Raw genomic sequence first — 25213 nt, 5'->3', positions numbered from 1 at the left:
CCGCTGCGCAGTCGCGCACGATTTTTACCATTAGTACTACTACCAATAGAAAGCACGCAGCAAAAACCCGAAACCGGTCAGCCCCCGGCATTCGCCTTTGACTTGAGGAAACCACCATGCAAAAGAAGATCCTTCACACGGCCGTCGCCGTCGCTATCGCGGGTATCGCCGGCATCAGCTCGCACGCCGCGTGGGCGCAAAGCAGCGTCACGCTATACGGCATCGCCGATGCCGGTCTGACGTTCACGAACAATCAGGGCGGCCAGAAGGCGTATCAGGCCACGCAGGGCAACGTGCAGGGATCGCGCTGGGGCTTGACCGGCACCGAAGATCTGGGCGGCGGCAACAAGGTGTCGTTCCGGCTTGAAAACGGCTTCAGCCTCGAGACGGGCGCATCGGGCCAGGGTGGCCGGATGTTCGGACGCAGCGCATGGGTCGCGTTGACCAATGCTCGCGCGGGCACGATCACGCTGGGTCGTCAGTACAACAGCGTGCAGGACTATCTGTCGAATCTGCAGATCAACGGCGTCGGCGCATTGAGCCAGTACGCGAACGCGATCTACGACAACGACGACCTGAACAACACGTACCGCACGAACAACGCCGTCAAGTACACGACGCCGACGTTCTCCGGCTTCACCGCGAACGCGATGTACGCGTTCTCGAACACCGCCGGCCAGTTCGCGAACAACCGCGCATGGAGCGTCGGTGCGGACTACGTCAACGGACCGCTGCACCTCGACGCCGCGTACTCGCTCGTTGACAGCCCGGCGACGAACACGGCCGGCGCCGCGCCGTCGGACAACTACTTCAGCACCAGCTCGTCGATCATCAGCAACGTGAAGCGCAACCAGGTGTGGGGCGGCGGCGGCGCGTACGTGTTCGGCCCGGCGACGCTCGCGTTGCTGTACACGAACTCGCGCTTCGATCTGCTGACGGGCGGCAGCCTGCGCTTCGCGAACTACGAAGCGAGCGTGCGTTATCAACTGACGCCCGCGACGCTGCTGTCGGCCGGCTACATCTACACGAGCCAGAACAGCAGCTCGGCCACCGCGGCGAACGCGCACTACAACCAGCTGAGCGTCGGCGGCGAATACTTCCTGTCGAAGACCACCGACCTCTACCTGAACGGCATCTACCAGCGCTCGTCGGGTTCGAACGCGTGGATCGAAGGCATCGGCAAGGCATCGTCGAACAACGGCCAGTTCGTGACGGTCGCGGGCATTCGCCACAAGTTCTGATTCAGCGCGTTTCTGCCCAGATCGCGTGCAGGTATCGCATCCGCAATGCGATGCCTGCACGCGTATCACATCGACCCCTTCCTCACCCGGAGCACCCATGGCGACTGTTCAAGGAAGCCTGTTACTCGTCTATGCGCTGATCGCAATCGTCGCACTCGTCGTACTGATCGCGCGCTTCAAGGTCAATCCGTTCATCACGCTGATGGTCGTCTCGGTTGCGCTGGCCCTCGCGGTCGGCATGCCGATGACATCGATTCTGAAATCGTTCGAAACCGGGGTCGGCGGCACGCTCGGCCACATCGCGATCGTCGTCGGGCTCGGCACGATGCTCGGCAAGATGATGGCCGAATCCGGCGGCGCCGAGCGCATCGCGCAAACGCTGATCAATCTGTTCGGTCCGAAGAACGTCCACTGGGCGATGATGTGCATCGCGTTCCTGGTCGGCCTGCCGGTCTTCTTCGAAGTCGGCTTCGTGCTGCTGATTCCGATCGCGTTCAACGTCGCGCAGCGCACCGGCACGTCGATGATCCGCGTCGGCATTCCGATGGTCGCGGGGCTGTCGGTCGTGCACGGGTTGATCCCGCCGCACCCGGCCGCGCTGCTCGCGGTCACCGCGTACAACGCGGACATCGGCCACACGATTTTCTACGCGTTGATCGTCGGCATTCCGACCGCCGCGCTCGCGGGCCCGCTGTTCTCGAAGCTCGCGAGCCGCTTCGTCGTGCTCGACGGCGTCAATCCGATCGCGCAGCAGTTCATCGAGCAGGACGCGCAACGTGCGGATCGCGCACTGCCCGGTTTCGGCATCACGCTGCTGACCGTTCTGTTGCCGGTGCTGCTGATGCTGATCGGCAGCTGGGCCGATCTGATCGCCACGCCGAAGTCGACGCTGAACGGCGTGCTGCGTCTCGTCGGTCATCCGGACATGGCGCTACTGCTTGCGGTGCTGCTGAGCTTCTACACATTCGGCGCGGCGCGCGGCTTCGGACGCGAAGCGATCCTCAAGTTCACCAACGAGTGTCTTGCACCGACTGCGGGCATCACGCTGGTCGTCGGCGCGGGCGCGGGCTTCGGACGCATCCTGATCGACAGCGGCGCATCGAAAGCGATCGTCGACGTCGCGATGGGCGCGCACATGCCGTTGCTGCTGCTCGCATGGTTCGTCGCCGCGCTGATCCGCGTCGCGACCGGCTCCGCGACGGTCGCGATGGCAACGGCCGCCGGCATCGTCGCGCCGATCGCGTCGGCTGCCGTGGGCACCGCCGCTGCGGTGCGTCCGGAGCTGCTGGTGCTCGCGACCGGCGCGGGCTCGCTGATCCTGTCGCACGTGAACGACGGTGGCTTCTGGCTCGTCAAGGAGTACTTCGGCATGACCGTGCCGCAGACCTTCAAGACGTGGACCGTCTGCGAAACAGTGATCTCGATCTCGGCGCTCGTGTTGACGCTGGGGTTGTCGACGGTGGTCTGAACATATCGTCGACGCAAACCGGCCGGCTCGTAAAAGGATCGTAAAAGGATCACAAAAGGATCGTCCTAGCCAGCGCGGCCGATGCGATGCGACAGTCACGCGTAACACCCAGTCCGGAGCTATCGCGTGACCGTCGCCGAACCCATCTCTTCTGCTGCACCCACCACGTACCGCCCGTTCGCCGTCGACGACATCGCCGCAGCGCATGCACTGTCGACCCAGTTCGCGTGGCCGCATCGTGTCGACGACTGGCGTTTCGTCCTCGATGCGGGGACCGGCTTCGTCGCGGTGAGCGCGGACCGCGTGATCGGCACCGCGCTGTGCTGGGAGTACGGACGGCAGGCGGGATCGGTCGGGATGGTGATCGTCGAACCGGGCCACCAGGGCCAGGGCATCGGCCGCCAGTTGATGGACCGGTTGCTTGAAAAGCTAGGCAACCGCTTGACGCTGCTGCACGCGACGCCCGCCGGCCAGCCGCTCTACGAGAAGCTTGGCTTTCGCGCGATCGGCTTGCTGCATCAGCATCAGGGCGCGAACTTCAATCCACCGCCCGTCGTGCTGCTGCCGGGCGAACAACTGCGTCCACTACAGACAACCGATACGCCACGCGTCATCGAACTCGCATCGCGAGCCACCGGCGTCGACCGCAGCGCGCTGCTGCCGCCGTTGCTCGACATCGCACAAGGCATCGCCCTCGAACGCGAACGCGACGGCGCCCTGCTCGGCTTCTCGCTATTCAGGCGCTTCGGTCGCGGGTACGCAATCGGCCCCGTCGCCGTACTCGCCGACAACGCGAAGAACGAGCCCACGCTACACCGCGCGCAGGCGCTGATCGCCCACTGGCTCGCCGCCCATCCCAACACGTTCATTCGCGTCGATACACCCGAGCATCCGGGTCTGTCCGCCTGGCTCGACGGCATCGGACTGCCGCGCGTCGACACCGTCGTGAAGATGGCGCGCAACGGCACACCCGTCGACGACCCGTCGGTCCGCTCGTACGGCATCGTCAACCAGGCGCTCGGCTAATCGTCATGACGCTGCTCTATAAAGCGGACCCGGACCGCGGCCGTCAATGGGCGCAACTCTTCGCGGAAAAAGCGCCGGACATTCCGTTCCGTCTGTGGCCCGACATCGGCGATCCGTCGTCGGTCCGTTATCTCGCCGCGTGGCAGCCGCCCGACGATCCCGTCCGTGCGTTCTCGAATCTGGAGGTCGTGTTTTCGGTCGGCGCGGGCATCGATCAGTTCGATCTGTCGCGCGTGCCCGATCACGTCGCGGTCGTACGGATGATCGAGCCCGGCATCATCGAGGGCATGGTCGAGTATGTGACGCACGCGGTCCTCACGATCCATCGCGATCTGCTCGACTACGCGCAGCAACAGCAGCAGCGCGTGTGGCGCGAGCTGCCGCCGCGCGCCGCCGCGACGCGGCGCATCGGTGTGCTCGGCCTCGGCATGCTCGGCGTCGCGGTGCTCGAACGGCTGCGGCTGTTCAATTTTCCGTGCGCCGGCTGGGGTCGTTCGCCGCACGTGCTCGACGGCATCGAATGCTATGCGGGCAGCGAAACGCTCGACATGTTCCTCGCGCGCACGGACATTCTGATCGGCCTGCTGCCGCTCACGCCGGCGACGCGTGGCCTGCTCGACTGGCGCCTGTTCGCGAAGCTGCCGCGCGGCGCGTCGTTCGTCAGTGTCGGACGAGGCCCGCAGGTCAATCAGCAGGATCTGCTCGACGCACTCGACTGCGGCCAGCTGCACAGCGCGATTCTCGACGTGACCGATCCCGAGCCGTTGCCCGCGTCGCACCCGCTATGGACGCATCCGCGTGTGCGCATCACGCCGCACATCGCGAGCACGACGCGACCCGATACCGCCGTCGACGTGATCCTCGACAATCTGCGCCGGCATCGCGCGGGTCTGCCGATGCTCGGTCTGATCGACCGGCAGCGCGGCTACTGAATCCGTTCCCGGACGCTGCGCCCACACGCGCAGCACAAAATGCCGCCGACACCCCGCAAAACGCGGCGCCTGCGCTTTTCGACGGCCGATTTGACGGTGCAGCCGGACCGGTCCGCTCAGTAGTATTGAGCTATCCACCCACCGACCACACCGTCCCTCCGGAACGAGAGCCACCATGCCGACCTCCCCCCTCATCGAAGCCGACCGCAAGCATCTGATCCACCCCGTCGTCAGTTATCGCGCGCACGAGGCGCGCGGCGTCACCGTGCTCGATTCCGCCGACCGCGTGTTCCTGCGCGACATCGACGGCAACGAACTGCTCGACGCGTTTTCCGGGCTCTGGTGTGTGAACACCGGCTACGGCTGCGCGAGCATCGTCGAAGCCGCGCGCCGGCAGATGGAACGCCTGCCGTATGCGACCGGCTATTTCCATTTCGGCTCCGAACCGGCGATCGAACTCGCCGCGAAGCTCGCCGAACTCGCGCCCGCGTCGCTGCAGCACGTGTATTTCACGCTGGGCGGCTCGGATGCCGTCGATTCCGCGCTGCGCTTCATCACGCACTACTACAACGCGACCGGCCGGCCGTCGAAGAAGCACGTGATCGCGCAGACGCGCGGGTATCACGGATCGTCGGCGATCGGCGCGGGGCTCACCGCATTGCCGGTGTTCCATCGCGGCTTCGATCTGCCGCTCGCGACGCAGCATCACATCCCGTCGCCGTACGCATACCGTAACGATTTCGCCGACGACCGCGCGCTGATCGCCGCGTCTGTCGCCGCGCTCGAAGCGAAGGTCGCGGCGCTCGGCGCGGACAACGTCGCAGCGTTCTTCTGCGAGCCGATCCAGGGATCGGGCGGCGTGATCGTGCCGCCCGTCGGCTGGTTGAAGGCGATGCGCGACGCGTGCCGCGCGCTCGACATCCTGTTCGTCGCCGATGAAGTGATTACCGGATTCGGCCGCACGGGCCCGCTCTTCGCATGCGACGCGGAACACGTCGAGCCGGACCTGATGACGGTCGCGAAGGGACTCACCGCCGGCTACGCGCCGATGGGCGCGGTGTTGATGTCGGATGCCGTGTATCGCGGCATCGCGGACGGCGGCGATCTCAACGCGGTGATCGGCCATGGTCATACGTATTCGGCACATCCGGTGAGTGCTGCGATCGGTCTCGAAGTGCTGCGGCTCTATCACGAGGGCGGTCTGCTCGCGAACGGCATCGCGCAGGCGCCGCGCTTCGCGCAAGGGCTCGACGCGCTGCTAGCGCATCCGCTCGTCGGCGATTCGCGTCACCGCGGCCTGCTCGGCGCACTCGAACTCGTCGCCGATAAGGACAGCAAACAGGGTTTCGATGCCACGCTCGCGCTGCCCGACCGGATCGCCACGGCCGCGTATCGCAACGGCCTCGTGTTCCGCGCGTTCGGCGACGGCATTCTCGGTTTCGCGCCCGCGCTGTGCTACACGGAAAGCGACTTCGACATGCTGTTCGAGCGCCTCGAAAAAACGCTCGACGACGTGCTCGCGCAAGCCGACGTCCGCGCCGCGCTGAAGCGGTCCAACGAATTCAGACACGGCGTAACAGCGTGATATCTGCGTGATAACATCGGCCGACTACTCCGACATGCGGCACTGCCCCCGTCACGATGAGCACCGACTGCAAACTGGATCGAATCGATCTGCGGATTCTCTCGCAACTGCAAAAGCGCGGCCGCATCACGAACGTCGAGCTCGCCGATGCGGTCGGGCTGTCGCCCAGTCCGTGCCTGATCCGCGTCAAGCGTCTGGAGAAAGCGGGCTACATCCTCGGCTACGGCGCGCAGATCCAGCTGGAAAAGCTCGGCGACATCCAGGTCGTGTTCACCGAGGTCACGCTCGCCGATCATCGCCGCGAGGACTTTGTCCGCTTCGTCGCGGCGATCCGGGATGTCGACGAGATCGTCGAGTGCCATCTGGCGAGCGGCGGCTACGACTACCTGCTGAAGTTCGTCACGCGCAGCGTGAGCCACTATCAGAGCATCGTCGAGAGTCTGCTGGATCGCGACATCGGCATCGAGAAATACTTCAGCTACGTGATCATCAAGTCGCCGTTCGTGAAAACGCACTACCCGCTCGAAACGCTGTTTTCGCCGAACTCTCACTGACGCCCGGCGCGTTCGTCGGTTGCGGCAGTTTCAGCGGGTTCAGCCCAGCGCCCGAACTCGTCGGCAAGAAACTCCACGCAGGCGCGCACTTTCGCCGACGCCGCGAGCCGTGCCGGATACACCGCCCACACGTTCGCCGGCTGCGTGACGCCGGGCAGCACCTGCTGCAGCGCGCCGCTTTCGAGCAACGGCCGCACGTTCCACATCGACCGCAGCACGATGCCGCGTCCCGCCAGCGCCCATTGCACGGCGACCTCGCCGTGATTGGTCGACAGCGGGCCGGTCACTTTCACCGACACCGTCTCGCCGCGCTCGCTCAATCTCCAGATACCGAACGGACGATCGCGCTCCTTGATCGCGACGCATTGATGCGCGGCGAGATCCGCAAGCTGACGCGGCGTGCCGTGACGCGCGAGATAGTCCGGCGACGCGCACAGCACCCGATGATTCGACGCAAGCCGCTTCGCGATCAGATGCGGCGCGATCTCGTCGCCGACACGCACGTCGAGATCGAAGCCCTCGCCCGCGACATCGACAATGCGATCGAACAGATCGAGCCGCACACTCAGTTGCGGATAGCGCGCGGTGAGCCGGTCGAGCGCGGGCGCGACGATGTGCCGACCGAACCCAAAGCTGCTCGACACGCGCAGCGTGCCGCGCGGTACACGCCGCGTCGTCGATACGTCCTCGACCAGCCGGTCGACGTCGTCGAGAATTTTTTCTGCCCATGCATACACGCGCTCGCCGGCTTCGGTGATCGCGACGCGCCGCGTCGAGCGATGCAGCAGACGCGTGCCCAGTTCCGTCTCGAGCACGTTCACGCGCTTGCTCACATACGCAGCCGACACCGACAGCGCCTCCGCCGCCGCGCTGAAGCTTGCCTTGCGGGCCACCGTGCAGAACACGCGCAGGTCGTCGAGGTTCGGGGCTTTATTCACGATTCGTGCACAGTGGCTTAACCAAAACCGCGATTTTAGGGCCGAACATCAGGAATAGACTAGCCGCTGGCCCCCGACACAACCGAAAGAAACCAGAGAGACGCCCATGACCCGCACCCCCTATCGCATCGCCGTGATCCCCGGCGACGGCATCGGCAAGGAAGTGATGCCCGAAGCGCTGCGCACGCTCGACGCCGTCAGCCGCCGCTTCGATATCGGTCTCGAATACCGGCACATCGAATGGGCCAGCTGCGACTACTACGCGCAGCACGGCCAGATGATGCCCGACGACTGGAAGGCGCAACTGCAGGATTGCGACGCGCTGCTGTTCGGCGCAGTCGGCTGGCCGCAGACCGTGCCAGATCACATTTCGCTGTGGGGCTCGCTGCTGAAATTCCGTCGCGAGTTCGATCAGTACATCAACCTGCGCCCGGCGCGTCTGTTCGACGGCGTGCCGTCGCCGCTCGCGAACCGCAAGGCCGGCGACATCGATTTCATGATCGTGCGCGAGAACACCGAGGGCGAGTATTCGTCGGTGGGCGGCACGATGTTCGAGGGCACCGAGCGCGAACTCGTGATGCAGCAGTCGATCTTCACGCGCAAAGGCAGCGAACGCGTGCTGCACTACGCATTCGATCTCGCGCAGCAACGCGCGAAAAAAATCACGGTCGCGACGAAGAGCAACGGCATCTCGATCAGCATGCCGTGGTGGGACGCACGCGCCGCCGAAGTCGCGACGCAGTATCCCGATGTGACGTGGGACAAGCAGCACATCGACATCCTGTGCGCACGCTTCGTGCTGAACCCCGACCGCTTCGACGTGGTCGTCGCGACCAATCTGTTCGGCGACATCCTGTCCGATCTCGGCCCCGCGTGTACCGGCACGATCGGCATCGCGCCGTCGGGCAACCTGAATCCGGACCGGACCTTTCCGTCGCTGTTCGAACCGGTCCACGGCTCGGCGCCGGATATCGCCGGCAAGGGCATGGCGAATCCGGTCGCGATGATCTGGTCGGCGGCGATGATGCTCGATTTTCTCGGTGGCAATCAGGGCAGCGGTCCGGAGCGCGACGCGCACGACGCGATCCTCTCGGCGATCGAGGCGGTATTGAAAGAAGGTCCGCGCACCGGAGACCTGGGCGGCAACGCGAGCACGACCGAAGTCGGCAAGGCGATCGCGGAACGGCTCGGCTGAAAACCCGGGCGCAAGCCCATCCACCCCCACACACCAAGGAGCGTTCCGATGAGCGGCACCCTGCAGCTGGACGATCTGATCCGCCCGGACAATTTCATCGACGGACAGTGGGTTCCCGCCGCGAGCGGCAAGCGCTTCGCGGTGACGAATCCTGCGACGAGCGAACGCATCGTGGACGTCGCCGACAGCGATGCCACCGACGCGCGCGCCGCAACCGACGCGGCCGCGCGCGCGTTCCCCGCGTGGCGCGACACGCTGCCGGCGGAACGCGCCGCCGTGCTGCGCCGCTGGCACGCGCTGCTGCTTGCGAACGCCGACACGCTCGGCCGGCTGATCTCGCTCGAACAGGGCAAGCCGTTAGCCGAGGGACGCGGCGAGGTGCTGTACGGCGCGTCCTATGTCGCGTGGTTCGCCGATGAAGCGACCCGCATCTACGGCGACGTCATCCCGCAGCAACAACGCGGCAAGCGGATGTCGACCGTGAAGGAACCGGTCGGCATCGTCGCGGCGATCACGCCGTGGAATTTCCCGCTCGCGATGATCGCGCGCAAGATCGCACCCGCGCTCGCCACGGGCTGCACGGTCGTCGCGAAGCCCGCCGAAGACACGCCGCTCACCGCACTCGCGCTCGCATTGCTCGCGCACGAGGCCGGCGTGCCGCCGGGCGTGCTGAACATGATCGCGGCGTCGCGCGAACAGACGGTGCCCGCGGTTGCCGACTGGCTCGCCGACAGTCGCGTGCGCAAGATCACGTTTACCGGATCGACGGCGGTCGGTAAGCATCTCGCACGCGAATCGGCCGGCACGCTGAAAAAGCTGTCGCTCGAACTGGGCGGCAACGCGCCGTTCATCGTGTTCGACGACGCCGGTCTCGATGCCGCAATCGCCGGCCTGCTCGCGGCGAAATTCCGCAATGGCGGTCAGACCTGCGTGAGCCCGAATCGCGTGTACGTGCAGTCGAACGTGTACGACGCGTTCGCCGCACAGCTCGCCGAACGCGTCGCAGCGCTGAAGGTCGCGCCCGCGACCGACCCCGCCGCGCAGATCGGTCCGATGATCAACGCGCGCGCCGTCGACAAGATCGCGCGCCACGTCGACGATGCAATCACCCAGGGCGCACGTGTGCTGACCGGCGGCCAACGCCTGCCCGAACTCGGACCGAACTACTACGCACCGACCGTGCTCGCCGACACAACGCCCGCGATGCAGTTAAGCTGCGAGGAAACCTTCGGTCCGATCGTGCCGCTATTCCGTTTCGACGACGAAGCGGACGCGATCCGCGCGGCCAACGACACCCCGTTCGGTCTCGCCGCGTACTTCTATACTCAGGACGTGCGGCGTATCGATCGCGTCGCGCGACGTCTCGAAGCGGGCATCGTCGGCATCAACGAAGGCGCGCTCGCGAGCGAGGCTGCGCCGTTCGGCGGCGTGAAGGAATCCGGCTACGGCCGCGAAGGATCGAAATACGGCCTCGACGATTATCTGTCGATCAAATATCTCTGCCAGGGCGGCCTAGAATGACTCAGGATCACTACCCGATCGAACTCGCGTTCCCCGATATCTCCGCGCACGCGCACAGCGAATCCGGCATTCCATACGTTCACGTGTTCGACTCGGGCGTGCCCGGTCCGCACGTGATGATCAACGCGCTGACGCACGGCAACGAGGTGTGCGGCGCGATCGTCGTCGATGCGTTGTTGCGCGCGCGGCTGCGCCCGCGACGCGGCACGCTCACGCTGTCGTTCGCGAACGTCGATGCGTATGCGCGCTTCGATCCTTCGCAACCCGACGTAGCGCGTTTCGTCGATCAGGATTTCAACCGCGTGTGGACCGCGAAAACGCTCGACGACACTTCGCTCGATTCAAGCGAACTGCGACGCGCACGCGCGATGCGTCCGGTGATCGACACCGTCGATCTGCTGCTCGACCTGCATTCGATGCACGAGAAGAGCGCGCCGCTGATCGTCGCCGGGCCGCTCGCGAAGGGCATCGAACTGAGCGAACAGCTCGGCGCGCCGGCCACTGTGATCTGCGACGAAGGGCATCCGGAAGGCCGGCGGATGCGCGACTACGAAGGCTTTGGCGATCCGGGCAGCTCGAAGAATGCGCTGCTGGTCGAATGCGGTCAGCACTGGGAAGCGAGCGCGGTCGCCGTCGCGCGCGATACGACCGCGCGTTTTCTTGCGCTGTCGGGTGTCGTCGACGTAGCGGATCTGCCGCTCGACTGGACGATGCCGCTGCCCGCCGAAATGCGCATCGTGCGCGTGACCGAGCCAGTCGTTGCGACGAGTCTCGACTTCCGTTTCGAGGCGCCGTACACCGGTCTCGAAGTGTTCCCCGATGCGGGCAGCGTGATCGCGTGGTCGAACGGCGAAGCGATACGCACGCCTTACGCCGACTGCATGCTCGTGATGCCGTCGCTGCGGCAGTTGCGCGTGGGCGTGACCGTCGTGCGGCTCGGCAAGATCGAGCGGCGCATCGCTATTAATCGGTAACGCGCAGCGCGCGTCACGCCGGTTCGGCTGCGCGCGCGTGCCGCTGGAACGAACCCGGCGTCATCCCGCAGACGCGCTTGAAGTGCCGCGCCAGATGACTCTGATCGAAGAAACCAACTTCGGCCGCAACCACCGAGCCGGGGACGCCCGCCAGCAGCAACGTCTGCGCGCGCCGTACCCGCAGCCGGCACAGATAGCGATACGGCGATAACCCGACCTGCTGCCGGAACACCGTCGCGAAACGCGACACGCTCAGTGCCGACAGCGCGGCCAGTTGCGCGAGGCTCACCGTCTGATCGAAGTGCGTGTCGAGGTAGGCAAGCGCATCGTCGAGCACGGCTGCCGGGCGGTTCATGCTGGTCATCGGGACACCTCGACAGGAAGCGTAGCGGTCTGCGCGATGTTCTCGCTACGAAACCGCGCGATCGAAAACGCATCGAGCGGAATCGGCGTACTGCCCGTATCGATCAGTTCGGCCATCGTCTCGCCGACACCCGGGCCGATCTGAAAACCCGACCCGCTGAACCCGAACGCGTAGAACAGACCGTCCGTCGTCGTGCTGCGTCCGATCACCGGTTCGCCGTCGGGCAGATAGCTTTCGACGCCGCTCCACACACGGATCACATGCAGCGGCGCGAGCCCGGGCACGAGCCGGCGGAACTGCGCGAGCTGGTTCAACGTATGTTCCGGCAACACGGAGGCACGCCGCGTCCGCGTATCGGCCGGACCGTGCTTGCCGCCGCCGAGTACGATATTGCCGCGCGGAATCTGCCGGAAATACACGCTCTCTTCCTTGTGCGACGTATACACACCCATCGACGATCCAAACACGTACGGCACCGGCTCGGTCACGGCCATCTGCGGCCCGCGTGCGACGAGCGGTGCCGGTTCGCCGAATTGCGTCGACAGCGCACTCGCCCACGCGCCCGCGCAAATCACGACCTGTGCCGCGCGATAGACGTCGCCGGTCGCGCTCTCGACCCGAAAGCCGTCCATGTCCCGCTCCACGCGCACGATCTCCATGTTCTCGACGATGCGCGCGCCAAGACGCGCAGCCGCGCGCGCGAACGCGGGTGCGGCTAGACGCGGGTTCGCGTGACCGTCAAGCGGTGACACCGACGCGGCCAGCACGTCGCGACTCAAAAACGGAAAGCGCTCGAACAGTTCGGCGCCTTCCAGCACCTGGAGGTCGAGTCCATATGCACGCGCGTCGTCCGCATAGCGATGAAAATACTCGACCTCGTGCGCGTGATAGCAGACGCGCGTATGGCCCGACGGCAGAAACTCGACGTCCTCGCCGAGCAGTTCGCGCGAGCGGCGCCATGTATCGAGCGCGCGATTCGACATCGCAAGCTGCGGCAATGCACGGCCCTGACGACGCACGCCGCCGAAGTTCACACCGCTCGCCTGCTGCCCCGTCAGGCCGCGTTCGAGCAGGATCACCGAGCGTCGGCGACGTCGCAGGAAAAACGCGGTGGTCGAGCCGACGATGCCGCCTCCGATCACGATCGCATCGGCTTGCGCGTTCATTCGCTGTCCTCCTGCACTTCGGCGGGGGTTTCGTCGGGTGAGTTGTCGTGCGCTTCGGCTTGCGTTCTGTCGCACGCTTCGGCTTCGATCGCTATCGGCAACGGCCGCACCGGCGCCTGACCGCGCAACCGGCCCACGGCATCGAGCGGAATACGTGCTTCGGCTGCGATCACTTCCGCGCCCGCATGACTGCAGAAACGCCCCTGACAACGCCCCATCCCAACCCGTGAAAAGGCTTTCGCGCGATTCGCTTCGATCGCGCCCGTGTCGCGCACGACACGCCGCAGTTCGCCCGCCGTAATCGCTTCGCAGCGACAGACGATCGTGTCGTCCGGTAACGTGGCCGCGAAATGCGCGGGCCAGGGAAACGCCGCGCGCAGTCCGGCCGCGAAGCGCGTGAAGCGCGCGAGTTCGGCACGCAGTTGCCCCATGTCTCGCTGGACGCTAGCGACAGCAATACCCGCATCGTGCAACGCGGCCAGCGCCGCGAGCCGTCCCGAGCGTTCGGCAGCATCCGCGCCGCGCACGCGCACACCATCGCCCGCGAGATAAACGCCGGCAACGCTGCTGCGGCCATCGGCATCGATGTGCGGCAGCCACTGACGCGCGTCGGCATCGAAGGTGAAATGACAGCCCGCGAGATCGGCGAGCTGCGTTTCCGGTCGCAGGTGATAACCGAGCGCCACCGCATCGCACGCGATCTCGAGCATCGTGCCGTCCGCACGACGCGCACACACACCGGTCACGCCGTGTTCGGCGGAGCCGTCGATCGCGAACGGCGTCACGCCGCGATACACCGGTACGCCCGCGCGGCGCAGCACGTTCAGCAGCGCGATGCCCTTGCGCAGTGCGGCCGGCAGTGCAAGCAACTGCGGCAACGCACGCAGGCGCTGCGCGAACGTCGACGTATCGAGTACAGCACTCACCTGCGCGCCCGCCTTAACGTATTGCGCGGCGACGAGATACAGCAGCGGCCCGCTACCCATCATCACGGTCCGTGCGCCGATCGCACAGCCCTGCGACTTCAACGCGACCTGCGCGCCGCCGAGGCTGTACGTGCCGGCGAAGTGCCAGCCGGGGACCGGCATCAACCGGTCAGTGGCGCCGCTGCAGACGACGAGCACGTCGAACGGCAAGCGCCGGTAACGCGTGCCCCGCACGACGTGCACCGCGTTCTGTCCGACGTTCCACACCAGCGTCTCCGGCAGATAGTCGATGTGCTCGCGCAGCGCATCGAAGTCGCGATGCAGCGACGCGGCACGTTCGGCTTCGGTGCCGTACAGCGTGTCGTACGAACGCGAAAAACCCTCCGGCTGCCGGCGATAGATCTGACCGCCCGAACGCATGCCTTCATCGACGACCACCGGCCGCACGCCCGCTTCGACAAACGCCTGCGCCGCGCGCACCCCCGCCGGACCGCAACCGATCACGACCACGCGCAGGTTCGCTGCTGTTTTCACGCCGTCAGTCGCGGCCATACATCCTCTCCGATACGTTCGACGCGTGTGACGATCGACATGCCCGGTACAGCCGGCGTCGAACAGGCGCGCACGCGCTCGCCGTCCGTCGTCCAGACCCAGCAGTCCTGGCATGCGCCCATCAGACAGAAGCCTGCGCGCCGGCCGTCGCCGAATTCGGAATCGCGCAGCGCGTCGTGCGACGTCAACAACGCGACCATCAAGGTGTCGCCTTCGGCCGCGCGCGTTTCGACGCCGTCGACGGTGATCGCGAACGTCTTTCGCCCGGTCTCGGCCACTCTGACGAAGCGCGCGTTCATACGGCCTCCGGCGCGAGGGTCTGCAGGCGGCTCAGTTCAGCTGCCGGGTGATGACAGAGAATCTCCGCACCTGACGGCAGCGTCTTCGCCGACGGCGGCACGACATTGCATTTGCCGTCGATACGCACCGGACAGCGCGCACGAAACCGGCACAGCTCGTCGGTGTGACCGACCAGGCCGGTGTCGGTCTCCGCGCCGAGCGGCGGCAACGCTGCACTCGCCTGCGCGTGGCGCGCATCGAGCCAGCCCGGCCGCAGTGCTGGCACCGAATCGATCAGCAGGCCCGTGTACGGGTGATACGGCGGCGCCGCGAGTACGTCGCGGTGACCGGCTTCAACGCGCTGTCCTGCGTAGAGCACCATCACCTCGTCGCAGACCGCGCGCACGGTCGACAGATCGTGACTGATGAACATCAGCGACACGCCGGTTTCGCGGCGCAGCTCCGCGAGCAGTTCGAGGATCGCCGCGCCGACGACGGTATCGAGCGCGGACGTTACTTCGTCGCAGAGAATCAGCGCCGGGTCGGCGGCGAGCGCGCGCGCCAGATTCACACGCTGCTTCTGACCGCCCGACAGACCGCCCGGCTCGCGCGTCGCGACCGTTGCGGGCAGCTTCACGAGATCCAGCAGTTCGAGCATGCGACGCTTCGCCGCCGCGCCGCGCAGGCCGTGATAGAAGCACAACGGCCGCGCGAGAATGTCGGCGATCGTGTGGCTCGGGTTCAGCGCGGTATCCGCGTTCTGGAACACGATCTGCACGCGCCGGTACTGATCCGGCGTACGTGCCGCGAGCTTCGCGGGCAGCGGCTTTCCATCGAGCAGCACATCGCCGCGCGCCCGCTCGACCAGCCCTGCGACGACCCGCGCGAGCGTCGTCTTGCCCGAGCCCGATTCGCCGATCACGCCGAGCGCACTGCCGCGCGCGATCGTCAGGCTCACGTTGTCGAGCACGCGCGTGGCGGGCAGACCGTTCGCACCGGTGCGTCCATAGCCGGCGCTCAAGCCGCGAATTTCGAGCAGCGGCGGCACCGTCTGCCCGCGCTCCGTCGCGAACGTCGCTTCGGGTCGACGGGTCGCGTCGAGCAACGCGCGGGTGTACGCGTCGGCGGGCGCATCGAGCACCTGTGCAGTCGTGCCGTTCTCGCGCACGCTGCCGCCGTTCAGCACGACGATGCGGTCCGCCATCTGCGCGACCACGGCCAGATCGTGCGACACATACACCGCTGTCGTGCCGAGTTCGCGGATCACGCGTCTGAACGCGGCGAGCACGTCGACCTGCGTCGTGACGTCGAGCGCGGTGGTCGGTTCGTCGAAGACGACGACGGCGGGATCGGTGATCAACGCCATCGCCGCCATCACCCGTTGCAGCTGACCGCCCGACACCTGATGCGGATAGCGCGCGCCGATCGTCTCCGGCTCCGGCAGCGCGAGCGAGCGAAACAGTCCGATCGCTTTCTCGCGCGCGGCGGCCGGCGTCATCAGCCGATGCAGCAGTGCGGGCTCCGTCACCTGATCCATGATCGTGCGGGCCGGATTGAAACCCGCCGACGCGCTCTGCGCGACATACGCGACCGTGCGGGCGCGCAGTGCGCGACGGCCGCGCGCGTCGAGCGCGAGCACGTCGGTGCCGCCGATCCGCACCGAGCCGCCCGCGATCGCGCAGCCGCTGCGTGCATAGCCGAGCAGCGCGAGCGCGATCGTCGTCTTGCCCGAGCCCGACTCGCCGATCAGCGCGACAACCTCGCCCTTGCGCACCGTGAAGTCGACCCCCTTCACGATCTCGACGACCGGGTCCGGCGCGGCACCGGCCACGACCCGCAGCCCTGTGACCTCGATCATGTTCATTGCAGTGCTCATTGCCCTGCTCCCTGTCCGCGTCCGCCGTGGCGTCGCAGACTGTCGATCAGCAGATTCACGCCGATGGTCAGCGTCGCGATCGCGATGGCCGGCATTAGCACCGCCGACGCCCCTTCCGCGAGACCACCGATGTTCTCGCGCACGAGCGACCCCCAGTCCGCGTCCGGCGGCTGCACGCCAAGACCGAGAAAGCTGAGACCGCTCAGCAGCAGCACGATGAACACGAAGCGCAGACCGAAATCCGCGAGCATCGGATGGATCATGTTCGGCAGCACCTCGACGCGCGCGATATAAAACAGCCCTTCGCCGCGCGCTTTCGCGACCTGCACGTATTCGAGCGTCATCAGGTTGACCGCGAGCGAGCGCGAGATGCGGAACGCGCCGGGGATGTACGCGAGCGCGGCGACCATCGTCAGCATCGGAATCGACGAACCGAACGCGGCGATCACGACCAGCGCGAGCACCTTGCCCGGAATCGAGATCAACGCGTCGAACAGGCGGCTCAGGATCTCGTCGACCCAACGCCCGGCGACAGCGGCGAGCAAACCGAAAAACGTGCCGATGCCGCTCGCGAGCACCGCGGATGCAAGCGCAAGACCGACCGTATAGCGCGTGCCGTACAGCACGCGGCTCAGCATGTCGCGGCCCAGATAGTCGGTGCCGAGCGGATTGGCCGCACTCCAGCCCGCGAAGATTTCCGTCGACGTCAGCGCACCGCCTTTGTACGGCGCAACCAGCGGCCCGATGAACGCAATGCAGAGCCAGAACACAACAATCGCGAAGCCGATCAGCCCGAGCACCGACAGCCGGCCGGTCAGTCGACGCAGCACGCCGCGCTTTTTCTGCGCAGCGGGGGCGTTGGTTGAATTTTCAGTCAGCGTTTCAGCAGGCTCCGGGTTCGATGCTTCGGCCGACAACGGCTCGACAGAACGCGACGCATCGTCGTCGAGCATGTCGTGAGTCCCATCGTTCGGTACCGCTAATAGCGCGGCGGGCGGTGTCCGCCAGGTCGGGAGTCGGTTCATCGCTGGCGCAGCCTCGGGTTGGAAACGATCTGACACAGGTCCGCGATCAGCACGAGCGTCAGATACGCCGCGCAGAACACCATCACGCAGCCCTGCACGAGCGGCATGTCGCGGTTCGTGACCGCATCGACCATCAGGCTCGCGAGCCCCGGATAGTTGAAAATCGATTCGACGATCACCACGCCGCCGAACAGATAGGACAGACTCAGCGCGACCGCGTTGGCGATCGGGCCGATCGCATTCGGCAGCACGTGACGCAGCACCACGCGCATCGGCGACGCGCCCTTCAGCCGCGCCATCTCGACATACGACGTGCCGAGCTGGTCGAGCACCGCCGCGCGCGTCATCCGCGCCATCTGCGCGACCAGCACACAGCACAGCGTCATCACCGGCATCGCGTAGATACGCACGAGACCGCCGAACGACGACACCTCCGACAGATACGACAACGCCGGCAACCAGCGCAGCTTCACCGCGAAGATCAGCACGGCGATCGTCGCGATCAGGAACTCGGGCACCGCGACCGTCGACAGCGTGAACACGTTCAGCGTGCGGTCGAGCAGCGAGCCGCGAAACATCGCCGACACGATGCCGATCACCAGCGCGACCGGCACCGACACGATCGCGGTCAGGCCGGCGAGCACGAGCGAATTCGGCAGACGTGTGGCGATCAACTGGCTGACCGGCAGGTTGTTCGACAGCGACGTGCCGAAGTCGCCGTGCAACACGTGCATGAGCCACTGGACGTAGCGCAGCAGCGCGGGCTGGTCGAGTCCGAACTGGTGGCGCAGCGCGGCGACGGCCTCGGGCGTCGCCGCCTGGCCGAGCGCCTGCTGCGCCGCGTCGCCGGGCAGCAGACCGGTGATCGCGAACACGATGACCGACACCAGCAGCAGCGTCAGCAACGCGAGACCGAGGCGCGCGGCGATGAGTCGTTGCGCGTGAGCTTTCATCGGATATCGCCTCCTGGTTGAACGTACGTGCCGACCCGTTACCGGGTCCGGTTCCGTCCTGCTATGCGTCGAGCCAGACGTTCTCCGCGAACGCAAAACCCATCAACCCCGCGAGCGGAATCGAGCCGAGCCCCTTGAGCTTCGACGTATGCGCGTCGAGCGAACTCTGAAACAGCGGAATGCCGATGCCGCCGTCTTCGTGCACGAGCGTCTGCATGTCGCCATAGATCTGCTTGCGCTTCGCGTCGTCGGGTTCGCCGCGTGCGGCCAGCAGCATCTGGTCGAACTTCGGACTCTTCCAGTTCGCCTCGTTCCACGGCGCGTCCGATTTGAAGAACTGCGTGAACAGCACGTCGGCGCTCGGCCGCGCGTTCACCGATCCGAAACCGAGTGGATGCTTCATCCAGTGATTCGACCAGTAGCCGTCGGCGGGCACGCGCTGCACCTGCAGGTTCAGTCCCGCCTGCGGCGCGACCTGCTGCAGCAGCATCGCCATGTCGACGGAACCCTCCGCTGCCGGCGACGCAAAAATCTGCACCGGCGCGCTGCCGAGCTTCGCCTTCTGGAAGTGGAACTTCGCCTTCGCGGGATCGAACGCGCGCTGCGGCAGACCCGCGAGGTAGTACTTGTTGGTCGGATCGATCGGCTGATCGTTGCCGATCGCACCGTAGCCGCGAAACACCGCACGGCGAATCTGCTCGCGATCCATCAGGTACATCATGCCGCGCCGGAAATCCGGGTTGCCGGTGATGCCGCCTTCGTCGCGCACGATCAGATCGGTGTACTGGCCGGTCTTCGTCTCCAGCACCGTGAAGCCGCTCGTGCCCTTGATGCGGTCGGTCGAGCGCGGGCTCACCGCGTTGATCAGTTGCACGTCGCCGGACAGCAGCGCATTCACGCGCGCCGGTTCGTCGCCGATGCCGATCAGCTCGATCTCGTCGAGGTGCGGCATGCCGGGCTTCCAGTATTTCTCGTTGCGTACGCCGACCGTGCGCACGCCCGGCGAGAACTCCTTGACCTTGAACGGTCCGGTGCCGATGGCCGTTTTGAAATCGGTCGTGCCGTCCTTAATGATCAGGAAATGCGACGTCGCGAGAATCACCGGCAGATCGGCGTTCGCCCCTTCGAGCGTGATCGTCACTTCGTTCGGACCGGTCGCCTTCGCGTCCTTGATCTGGTCGGCGAGCGTCTTCGCTTTCGATGCAGTGGCCGGGTCCTTGTGACGCAGCAGCGAATAGGTCACGTCGGCGGGCGCGAGCGCCTTGCCGTCGTGGAACTGCACGCCGTTGCGCAACTTCACGACCCACACGATCGCGTCCTTCGTATCGAGCGATTCGGCGAGCGCGAGCTTTGCACCGAGATGCGAGTCGAGTTCGGTCAGGCCGTTGTAGAACATGTTCGCGCGCACGTAGTCGGTGCCGAGCGCGCCCTTCGCGGGGTCGAGCGTGTCGGCGGCGGACGCCGACTGCGTCGCGACGCGGATCCGGCCGCCCTGCTTCGGCTTCGCGGTCTGCGCGAGCGCACTGCCGCTCGCGGCGAGCAGCCCCGCGCCCGTCAGCGACATCATGCTGCCCGCGGCCAGTGCGCGCAGCACATCGCGTCGCGACGCGCCGCGACGCGTCAGGGCTTCGAGCCGGATGCCGGCATCGGCGACTGCTTCGGGCGTTTGATCAATGCGATCGGTGCGATCGATGCTCATGAACTTCTCCGCGTGACAGGGTCTGGGGAATCCGGCTATTTCTGCTTATGGGTGACTCACTGCAACTCGCTACTGCTTCAGTAGAAAACATCCTTGATCCGGTAATACGCGCCGACGAGCGGCAGAAACCACGGCTTGCCCGTATGCCCGGGAATCGCAGGCCACGCGAAATCGCGCCACGGATTCGCCGCCACGTTGCCGTTCATCACGTCGGCCATCACCTGGCCCATGTGCGTCGACATCTGAGTGCCGTGGCCGCTGTAGCCCAGCGAAAAATACAGGCCGTCGTGCTGTCCGGCGCGCGGCAGACGATCGGCGGTGAGATCGACGAGTCCGCCCCAGCAATAGTCGATGCGTGCATCGGCGAGACTCGGAAACATCTGCGCGAGATTCGCCTGCAGGATGCGTCCGCTGCGCGCATCGGACGGTTGCTCCGATGCAGTGAAGCGCGCGCGGCCGCCGAACAGCAGACGCGAATCCGGCGTCACGCGAAAGTAGTTGTGCATCAGGCGGCTCGTCGTGTACGAGCGACGTCCCGGCAGCAGTTGCGCAAGCCGCCCGGCGGCCAGCGGTTCCGTCACGACGATGAACGAGCCTACCGGCGCCATCCGTCGCCGGTACCAGCCGAACGGACCGTGCCGCGACGGTCCCGTTGCGATCAGCACCTGCTGCGCGTGCAGCGTGCCGCGCGCGGACACGATCCGATATCCGCCGCTGTTCGAGAGCGGTTCGATCGACGTCACGGCCGCGTTTTCGAACAGCCGCGCACCGTGACGCACCGCCGCGTCCGCGAGTCCGACGGCAAAGCGGCCCATGTGCATCTGTCCGCCGTGCTTCTGCAACAGTCCGCCGAAAAAACTGTCCGAGTCGACTTCGCTGCGAATGCGCTCGCGGCCGATCACGTCGATGTCGCTATCGACCTCGCGACGGATCAGCTCGGCAGTCCGTTCGAAGTGGTCGAGATGATGCGGTTTCGCGGCGAGCTTCAGCTTGCCGGTCGCGACGTAGTCGCAGTCGATCCGTTCTTCGCGGATCAAGCGCTCGACTGTTCCGACCGCTGCCGCATACGCGCGATAGCAGCCGGCCGCGCGCTCCGGGCCATACTGCGCGCGCAGCGCAGCGTAGTCCTGCGCGACGCCGGTGTTGCACTGGCCGCCGTTGCGCCCGGACGCACCGCCACCGATCCGCCCCGCGTCGAGCACACTGACGGTCGCACCGCGCCGGCCGAGCGCCAACGCCGCCGACAGCCCGGTGAACCCGCCGCCGATCACGACCGCATCGACGCGGCCCTCGACCGGCCCCGCGCTCGCCGACGTGCAGGCGGGCGCGGTATCGAGCCAGTAGGAGTCGAGTTTCATCGGGCCGCAGAACGTCAGAGACCGAGCAGCGATGCCACGCCGCCGATGTCGGCAACCTCGTGGTACTGGTAATACGGCGTCGACGGTTCGTGGCCGCGATTGATAAATGTCTTGTGCTTGATGCCCATGTCGTGCGCGGTCATCAGGTCGTAGCGCAGGCTCGACGACACATGCAGCACGTCTTCCGGATTGCAGCCGAGCTGGTCGAACATGTACTCGAAGCCCTGCATGCGCGGCTTGTACGACTGCGCCTGCTGCGCGGTGAACACCTTGTAAAACGGTGCGCCGAGCTTGTCGACGTTGCTCTGGATCTGATCGTTCGATGCGTTCGACAGAATCACCAGACGATACTTCTTCGCAAGCCGCGACAGCCCTTCCGGCACGTCCGGATGCGGGCCCCACGTCGGCACCGCCGTGTAGAACTTCTCCGCTTCGGCCTCGTCGAACGCGACGTTCATCCGCAGGCACGCACGGCGCACCGAATTGACGACCACGTCGCGATACGGCTTCCACGCGCCGAGCACCTCGTCGCGGCGATAGCCCGCGAAGAACGCGACGAACTGTTCGAGTTCGGCGCCTTGCAGACGGTTGCCGTACAGCTCGCGGGCCATGTCGGCCATACGGAATTTCGTCAGCGTGCCGTAGCAGTCGAACGTGATGTACTTCGGCTCGAAATCGATCATGGTGGTAGTCCTGTCGTGGTGTGAACGGTCGAACGGTGGAACCGTCGGTCGGCGTTCAGTGGCGAAAGCAGAAAAACGCAGCGCAACGCGCATCCCTGCAGAAAATTTAACCAGTGCAAAAACACGGATGTGGCTGATTCGCGTGGGTCGCGCAACACAATCGACCCGTTTTGAGGCCTCTGGACAGCAGACTCTGCGGCGCGCCCTTACGATTCATTCCATCCATTCGTCAGACCCTTGCGTCGATCAGCACGCTCTTGAAACGCAGGTTCGCTTCGTAGGCCTCGCGGCCCAGGTCCTTACCGATTCCCGAGCCTTTGTAACCGCCGGTCGGAATCATGAAATCGCTGGTGCGGCCATAGCGGTTCACCCATACCGTGCCTGCCTCGATGCGCCGCACCATCCGCAGCGCGCGGCCCAGGTCTGCTGTATGCACACCAGCCGCGAGCCCGTATTCGGGGTGGTCGGCAAGCGCGAGCGCTTCCGCTTCGCTGTCGAAGGTTTGCAGCGTCAGCACCGGGCCGAAAATTTCCTCGCGCACCGCTTCGGTCGACGACGTGACGTCGGCGAGTATCGTCGGCGCGTAGAACGCACCCGACGCACCGGCCGCAGTGGCATCGATACGATGTCCGCCGTAGCGCACGGTCGCGCCGCTCGCGACGCTGCGTTCGACGATCGCGTCGATGCGCGCGGCCTGCGGCTCCGAAATGATCGGCGGCAGCGTCGTGCCGTGCGTCCACGTCGCGCCGGCCCGCAGTTCGCCGAACGCGCGCGCGACCGCGTCGGCCAGTTCGTCGGCGATCGACCGCTCGACCAGCAAGCGCGATCCCGCGACGCAAACCTGCCCCGCATTGACGGCAATCGCGGCGGCGATGCGGCGCGCGACGTCGGGCAGACGCGGCGCATCCGCGAACACGATCTGCGGACTCTTGCCGCCGAGTTCGAGCGTCACCGGCCGCGTGCCGGTTTGCGCGCACGCGGTCATGATCGCGGCTCCCGTGCGCGACGAACCCGTGAACGTCACCTTGCCGATCTTCGGATGGCGCACGAGCGCGTCGCCGGTCGTGCGGCCGTCACCCTGCACGACGTTGAAAATACCGGGCGGCACGCCGGCTTCGACCGCGAGTGCGGCGAGCCGCAGCACCGAGAACGGTGTCAGTTCCGACGGCTTCAGCACGACCGCGTTGCCCGCGGCCAGTGCCGGCGCGATCTTCCATGACGCCATCACCAGCGGAAAATTCCACGGCGCGATCGCGGCAATTACCCCATACGGTTCGGCGATCGTCATGCCGAGATGATCGTGATCGGTCGCGGCAACGTGGCCGCCGCTCTTGTCCGCGAACTCGGCGTAGAAGCGAATGCCTTCGGCGGTGAACGGCACGTCCCACTCATACGCATCGTGCACCGGACGCGTCGAGCCGAGCGCTTCGAGCGGCGCGAGCGTCGCGGCATCGGCGGCAACGAGGTCGGCGAAGCGCCGCAGGATGCGCGCGCGTTCGCGCGGCGCGGCGCTGGCCCAGCCGCTCGTGCGCGCAGCGGTCCATGCGTTCTCCACCGCGCGATCGACCGTCGCGGCATCGGCGAGCGGCACCGATGCGTACGCTGCGCCATCCGACGGCCGCGCAACGTCGATATACGACGGGGCGTCGAGATGCGATGCGGCGTCGAACACCAGCTTGCCGCCGATAAAATGGCCGCCGTGCACGACGATTGCTGCGGGATCGAAACTGTCCATTGCGCGAGTCCTTCATAGGCGTTCGCCTGCTGTCGATGCAATCCATCGTAGAACCGTCGCGGCGGCATATTTCGCCGACAAAAAAGCGGATTCAGCAGATTCGACGCGTTCTCGGCACTCAGGAGCCGCGTTTTGCGTTGCACCGTCGATAGCGGCCACCGCTCGACGCACGATAGAAGGATCGTCCTAGTCAATCGCGCCGGACGGTGAGACAGTCGCGGTATATAGGTTCAACGCAAATGCTCAAGGTAAATGCTCAAGGCAAGGAGGCCGGCGTGCCCGACCCGATAGAGAACCGCGCGATCGTCTACCGTCCGTTCACATCAGACGACATTCCGGCGGCGCACGCGCTGTCCATCGCGGTGAAGTGGCGACATCGCATCGACGACTGGCGTTTCGCGGCCCGCGCGGGTCACGGCTTCGTCGCGGAAGACGCGAGCGGCGTGATCGGCACCGTGCTCGTGTGGAAGTTCGATCGCGAGGCCGGGTCGCTCGGCATGGTGATCGTCGCGCCCGATCATCAGGGACGCGGCATCGGACGCAGGCTGCTCGAACTCGCACTGGCCGAACTCGGTCCGCGCATCACGCAGATCCATGCGACGCCCCCCGCCCAGCCGCTGTGCGTGAAGCTCGGTTTCGAAAAACGCGTGACGATTCGCCAGCATCAGGGCGCGGCGTTTCAGCCGCCGCTCGTCTCGCTGCCGCCCGGCGAACGGCTGCGTCCGATCGGTGCGAACGACACGCCGCGACTCGTCGAACTCGCGTCGCGTGCAAGCGGTGTCGATCGCAGCGTGCTGCTGCCGCAGGTGCTCGATGTCGCGAACGGTATCGCGCTCGACCGCGACGGCGAACTGACCGGCTTCGCGCTGTTCCGCCGCTTCGGCGACGGCCACGTGATCGGGCCGGTCGTCGCGCCGCGCTCGGGCGCGACGAGCCGCGCGCGGGCGTTGATCAGCTACTGGCTCGCGCAGAATGCGGGCATGTTCGTGCGTATCGATACGCCGGACGATAGCGGACTGTCCGAATGGCTCGAAGGGCTGGGGCTGCCGCTGGTCGATAGCGTCGACTGGATGATGCTGGGCGGTGCGCTGCCCGACGATCCACAGTTCAGGCAGTTTGCGATTACGAATCAGTCGGTGGGTTAGAGCAGGCGATGCGGCGTG

The 25213-nt window shown here is 66.1% G+C and carries 22 protein-coding genes; 10 read left to right on the top strand and 12 right to left on the bottom strand.

Going from position 1 to position 25213, the window contains the following annotated elements:
- Positions 1–116: 116 nt before the first annotated feature.
- The 6 genes from E1748_RS11190 (at position 117) to E1748_RS11165 (ending at position 6806) form a co-directional block, all read left to right on the top strand.
- Positions 117–1241 carry a porin gene (locus E1748_RS11190; protein ID WP_133647144.1) on the top strand — a complete coding sequence of 375 codons (1125 nt, stop codon included), beginning with the start codon at positions 117–119 and terminating at the stop codon, positions 1239–1241.
- A gap of 97 nt (positions 1242–1338) precedes the next feature.
- Positions 1339–2709 carry a GntT/GntP/DsdX family permease gene (locus tag E1748_RS11185; protein WP_133647143.1) on the top strand — a complete coding sequence of 457 codons (1371 nt, stop codon included), beginning with the start codon at positions 1339–1341 and terminating at the stop codon, positions 2707–2709.
- 126 nt (positions 2710–2835) lie between these two features.
- A complete protein-coding gene (locus tag E1748_RS11180; protein WP_133647142.1) occupies positions 2836–3735 on the top strand; it encodes a GNAT family N-acetyltransferase in 900 nt (299 codons plus the stop codon).
- A gap of 5 nt (positions 3736–3740) precedes the next feature.
- On the top strand, positions 3741–4667 hold the full coding sequence (locus E1748_RS11175) for a 2-hydroxyacid dehydrogenase (RefSeq protein WP_133647141.1): 927 nt from the start codon (positions 3741–3743) through the stop codon (positions 4665–4667).
- A 175-nt stretch (positions 4668–4842) separates the two neighbouring features.
- Entirely contained in the window at positions 4843–6252 is a 1410-nt protein-coding gene (locus tag E1748_RS11170; protein WP_133647140.1) for an aspartate aminotransferase family protein, read from the top strand.
- A gap of 56 nt (positions 6253–6308) precedes the next feature.
- On the top strand, positions 6309–6806 hold the full coding sequence (locus E1748_RS11165) for an Lrp/AsnC family transcriptional regulator (RefSeq protein WP_133647139.1): 498 nt from the start codon (positions 6309–6311) through the stop codon (positions 6804–6806).
- Here the strand turns inward: E1748_RS11165 and E1748_RS11160 are convergent.
- On the bottom strand, positions 6800–7744 hold the full coding sequence (locus E1748_RS11160; RefSeq protein ID WP_133647138.1) for a LysR substrate-binding domain-containing protein: 945 nt from the start codon (positions 7742–7744) through the stop codon (positions 6800–6802). The two genes, E1748_RS11165 and E1748_RS11160, sit on opposite strands and share 7 nt — an antisense overlap.
- 106 nt (positions 7745–7850) lie before the next feature.
- On the opposite strand from E1748_RS11160, the gene E1748_RS11155 reads away from it, so the two are divergent.
- The 3 genes from E1748_RS11155 to E1748_RS11145 are packed head-to-tail and all read left to right on the top strand — an operon-like array spanning position 7851 to position 11434.
- The gene (locus tag E1748_RS11155) at positions 7851–8939 is read left to right on the top strand and encodes a tartrate dehydrogenase (RefSeq protein ID WP_133647137.1); all 1089 of its coding nucleotides are present in this window, start codon (positions 7851–7853) and stop codon (positions 8937–8939) included.
- Between the two features lie 48 nt (positions 8940–8987).
- Positions 8988–10460, top strand: coding sequence for an NAD-dependent succinate-semialdehyde dehydrogenase (locus tag E1748_RS11150; protein ID WP_133647136.1), 1473 nt, complete (start codon positions 8988–8990; stop codon positions 10458–10460).
- Positions 10457–11434, top strand: coding sequence for a M14 family metallopeptidase (locus E1748_RS11145; protein WP_133647135.1), 978 nt, complete (start codon positions 10457–10459; stop codon positions 11432–11434). Before E1748_RS11150 ends, E1748_RS11145 begins: the two co-directional genes overlap by 4 nt.
- 13 nt (positions 11435–11447) lie before the next feature.
- On the opposite strand, the gene E1748_RS11140 is transcribed toward E1748_RS11145, so the two are convergent.
- The 11 genes from E1748_RS11140 to E1748_RS11090 all read right to left on the bottom strand — a co-directional run bounded on the left by E1748_RS11140 (position 11448) and on the right by E1748_RS11090 (position 24050).
- Entirely contained in the window at positions 11448–11789 is a 342-nt protein-coding gene (locus E1748_RS11140) for a helix-turn-helix domain-containing protein (protein WP_240766456.1), read from the bottom strand.
- Positions 11790–11794: 5 nt separating this feature from the next.
- Positions 11795–12964, bottom strand: a complete 1170-nt coding sequence (locus tag E1748_RS11135; RefSeq protein ID WP_133647133.1) for an NAD(P)/FAD-dependent oxidoreductase — start codon at positions 12962–12964, stop codon at positions 11795–11797.
- On the bottom strand, positions 12961–14442 hold the full coding sequence (locus E1748_RS11130; RefSeq protein WP_133647132.1) for an FAD/NAD(P)-dependent oxidoreductase: 1482 nt from the start codon (positions 14440–14442) through the stop codon (positions 12961–12963). The genes E1748_RS11135 and E1748_RS11130 overlap by 4 nt, the downstream gene beginning before the upstream one ends.
- A complete protein-coding gene (locus tag E1748_RS11125) occupies positions 14421–14741 on the bottom strand; it encodes a (2Fe-2S)-binding protein (RefSeq protein ID WP_133647131.1) in 321 nt (106 codons plus the stop codon). Before E1748_RS11125 ends, E1748_RS11130 begins: the two co-directional genes overlap by 22 nt.
- Complete coding sequence (locus E1748_RS11120) at positions 14738–16585, bottom strand: ABC transporter ATP-binding protein (protein ID WP_133647340.1); 1848 nt, start codon at positions 16583–16585, stop codon at positions 14738–14740. The genes E1748_RS11125 and E1748_RS11120 overlap by 4 nt, the downstream gene beginning before the upstream one ends.
- An 8-nt stretch (positions 16586–16593) precedes the next feature.
- A complete protein-coding gene (locus E1748_RS11115; RefSeq protein ID WP_240766454.1) occupies positions 16594–17622 on the bottom strand; it encodes an ABC transporter permease in 1029 nt (342 codons plus the stop codon).
- Complete coding sequence (locus E1748_RS11110; protein WP_133647130.1) at positions 17619–18575, bottom strand: ABC transporter permease; 957 nt, start codon at positions 18573–18575, stop codon at positions 17619–17621. Before E1748_RS11110 ends, E1748_RS11115 begins: the two co-directional genes overlap by 4 nt.
- A 61-nt stretch (positions 18576–18636) precedes the next feature.
- The gene (locus E1748_RS11105; protein WP_133647129.1) at positions 18637–20274 is read right to left on the bottom strand and encodes an ABC transporter substrate-binding protein; all 1638 of its coding nucleotides are present in this window, start codon (positions 20272–20274) and stop codon (positions 18637–18639) included.
- A 77-nt stretch (positions 20275–20351) separates the two neighbouring features.
- Positions 20352–21632 (bottom strand): NAD(P)/FAD-dependent oxidoreductase, encoded by a 1281-nt coding sequence (locus tag E1748_RS11100; protein WP_133647128.1) that lies wholly within the window; start codon positions 21630–21632, stop codon positions 20352–20354.
- A gap of 14 nt (positions 21633–21646) precedes the next feature.
- Positions 21647–22315 (bottom strand): haloacid dehalogenase type II, encoded by a 669-nt coding sequence (locus tag E1748_RS11095; RefSeq protein ID WP_133647127.1) that lies wholly within the window; start codon positions 22313–22315, stop codon positions 21647–21649.
- 229 nt (positions 22316–22544) lie between these two features.
- Complete coding sequence (locus E1748_RS11090) at positions 22545–24050, bottom strand: aldehyde dehydrogenase family protein (protein ID WP_133647126.1); 1506 nt, start codon at positions 24048–24050, stop codon at positions 22545–22547.
- A gap of 275 nt (positions 24051–24325) precedes the next feature.
- Here E1748_RS11090 and E1748_RS11085 point away from each other — a divergent pair, with 275 nt between their 5' ends.
- On the top strand, positions 24326–25195 hold the full coding sequence (locus E1748_RS11085; RefSeq protein ID WP_420819300.1) for a GNAT family N-acetyltransferase: 870 nt from the start codon (positions 24326–24328) through the stop codon (positions 25193–25195).
- Positions 25196–25213 lie beyond the last annotated feature (18 nt).

It is taken from the genome of Paraburkholderia flava, from assembly GCF_004359985.1.
Taxonomy (GTDB): Bacteria; Pseudomonadota; Gammaproteobacteria; order Burkholderiales; family Burkholderiaceae; genus Paraburkholderia; species Paraburkholderia flava.
Note: the sequence above shows the minus strand (reverse complement) of the source record. Positions and strands in the feature narration are given on the sequence as shown.

Excerpts from the sequence above, each read along its gene's own strand:
- E1748_RS11190 (WP_133647144.1), top strand. The coding sequence starts at position 117 with ATGCAAAAGAAGATCCTTCACACGGCCGTCGCCGTCGCTATCGCGGGT.
- E1748_RS11185 (WP_133647143.1), top strand. The coding sequence starts at position 1,339 with ATGGCGACTGTTCAAGGAAGCCTGTTACTCGTCTATGCGCTGATCGCA.
- E1748_RS11175 (WP_133647141.1), top strand. The coding sequence starts at position 3,741 with ATGACGCTGCTCTATAAAGCGGACCCGGACCGCGGCCGTCAATGGGCG.
- E1748_RS11170 (WP_133647140.1), top strand. The coding sequence starts at position 4,843 with ATGCCGACCTCCCCCCTCATCGAAGCCGACCGCAAGCATCTGATCCAC.
- E1748_RS11165 (WP_133647139.1), top strand. The coding sequence starts at position 6,309 with ATGAGCACCGACTGCAAACTGGATCGAATCGATCTGCGGATTCTCTCG.
- E1748_RS11155 (WP_133647137.1), top strand. The coding sequence starts at position 7,851 with ATGACCCGCACCCCCTATCGCATCGCCGTGATCCCCGGCGACGGCATC.
- E1748_RS11150 (WP_133647136.1), top strand. The coding sequence starts at position 8,988 with ATGAGCGGCACCCTGCAGCTGGACGATCTGATCCGCCCGGACAATTTC.
- E1748_RS11145 (WP_133647135.1), top strand. The coding sequence starts at position 10,457 with ATGACTCAGGATCACTACCCGATCGAACTCGCGTTCCCCGATATCTCC.
- E1748_RS11140 (WP_240766456.1), bottom strand. The coding sequence starts at position 11,789 with ATGAACCGCCCGGCAGCCGTGCTCGACGATGCGCTTGCCTACCTCGAC.
- E1748_RS11135 (WP_133647133.1), bottom strand. The coding sequence starts at position 12,964 with ATGAACGCGCAAGCCGATGCGATCGTGATCGGAGGCGGCATCGTCGGC.
- E1748_RS11130 (WP_133647132.1), bottom strand. The coding sequence starts at position 14,442 with ATGGCCGCGACTGACGGCGTGAAAACAGCAGCGAACCTGCGCGTGGTC.
- E1748_RS11125 (WP_133647131.1), bottom strand. The coding sequence starts at position 14,741 with ATGAACGCGCGCTTCGTCAGAGTGGCCGAGACCGGGCGAAAGACGTTC.
- E1748_RS11120 (WP_133647340.1), bottom strand. The coding sequence starts at position 16,585 with ATGAACATGATCGAGGTCACAGGGCTGCGGGTCGTGGCCGGTGCCGCG.
- E1748_RS11115 (WP_240766454.1), bottom strand. The coding sequence starts at position 17,622 with ATGAACCGACTCCCGACCTGGCGGACACCGCCCGCCGCGCTATTAGCG.
- E1748_RS11110 (WP_133647130.1), bottom strand. The coding sequence starts at position 18,575 with ATGAAAGCTCACGCGCAACGACTCATCGCCGCGCGCCTCGGTCTCGCG.
- E1748_RS11105 (WP_133647129.1), bottom strand. The coding sequence starts at position 20,274 with ATGAGCATCGATCGCACCGATCGCATTGATCAAACGCCCGAAGCAGTC.
- E1748_RS11100 (WP_133647128.1), bottom strand. The coding sequence starts at position 21,632 with ATGAAACTCGACTCCTACTGGCTCGATACCGCGCCCGCCTGCACGTCG.
- E1748_RS11095 (WP_133647127.1), bottom strand. The coding sequence starts at position 22,315 with ATGATCGATTTCGAGCCGAAGTACATCACGTTCGACTGCTACGGCACG.
- E1748_RS11090 (WP_133647126.1), bottom strand. The coding sequence starts at position 24,050 with ATGGACAGTTTCGATCCCGCAGCAATCGTCGTGCACGGCGGCCATTTT.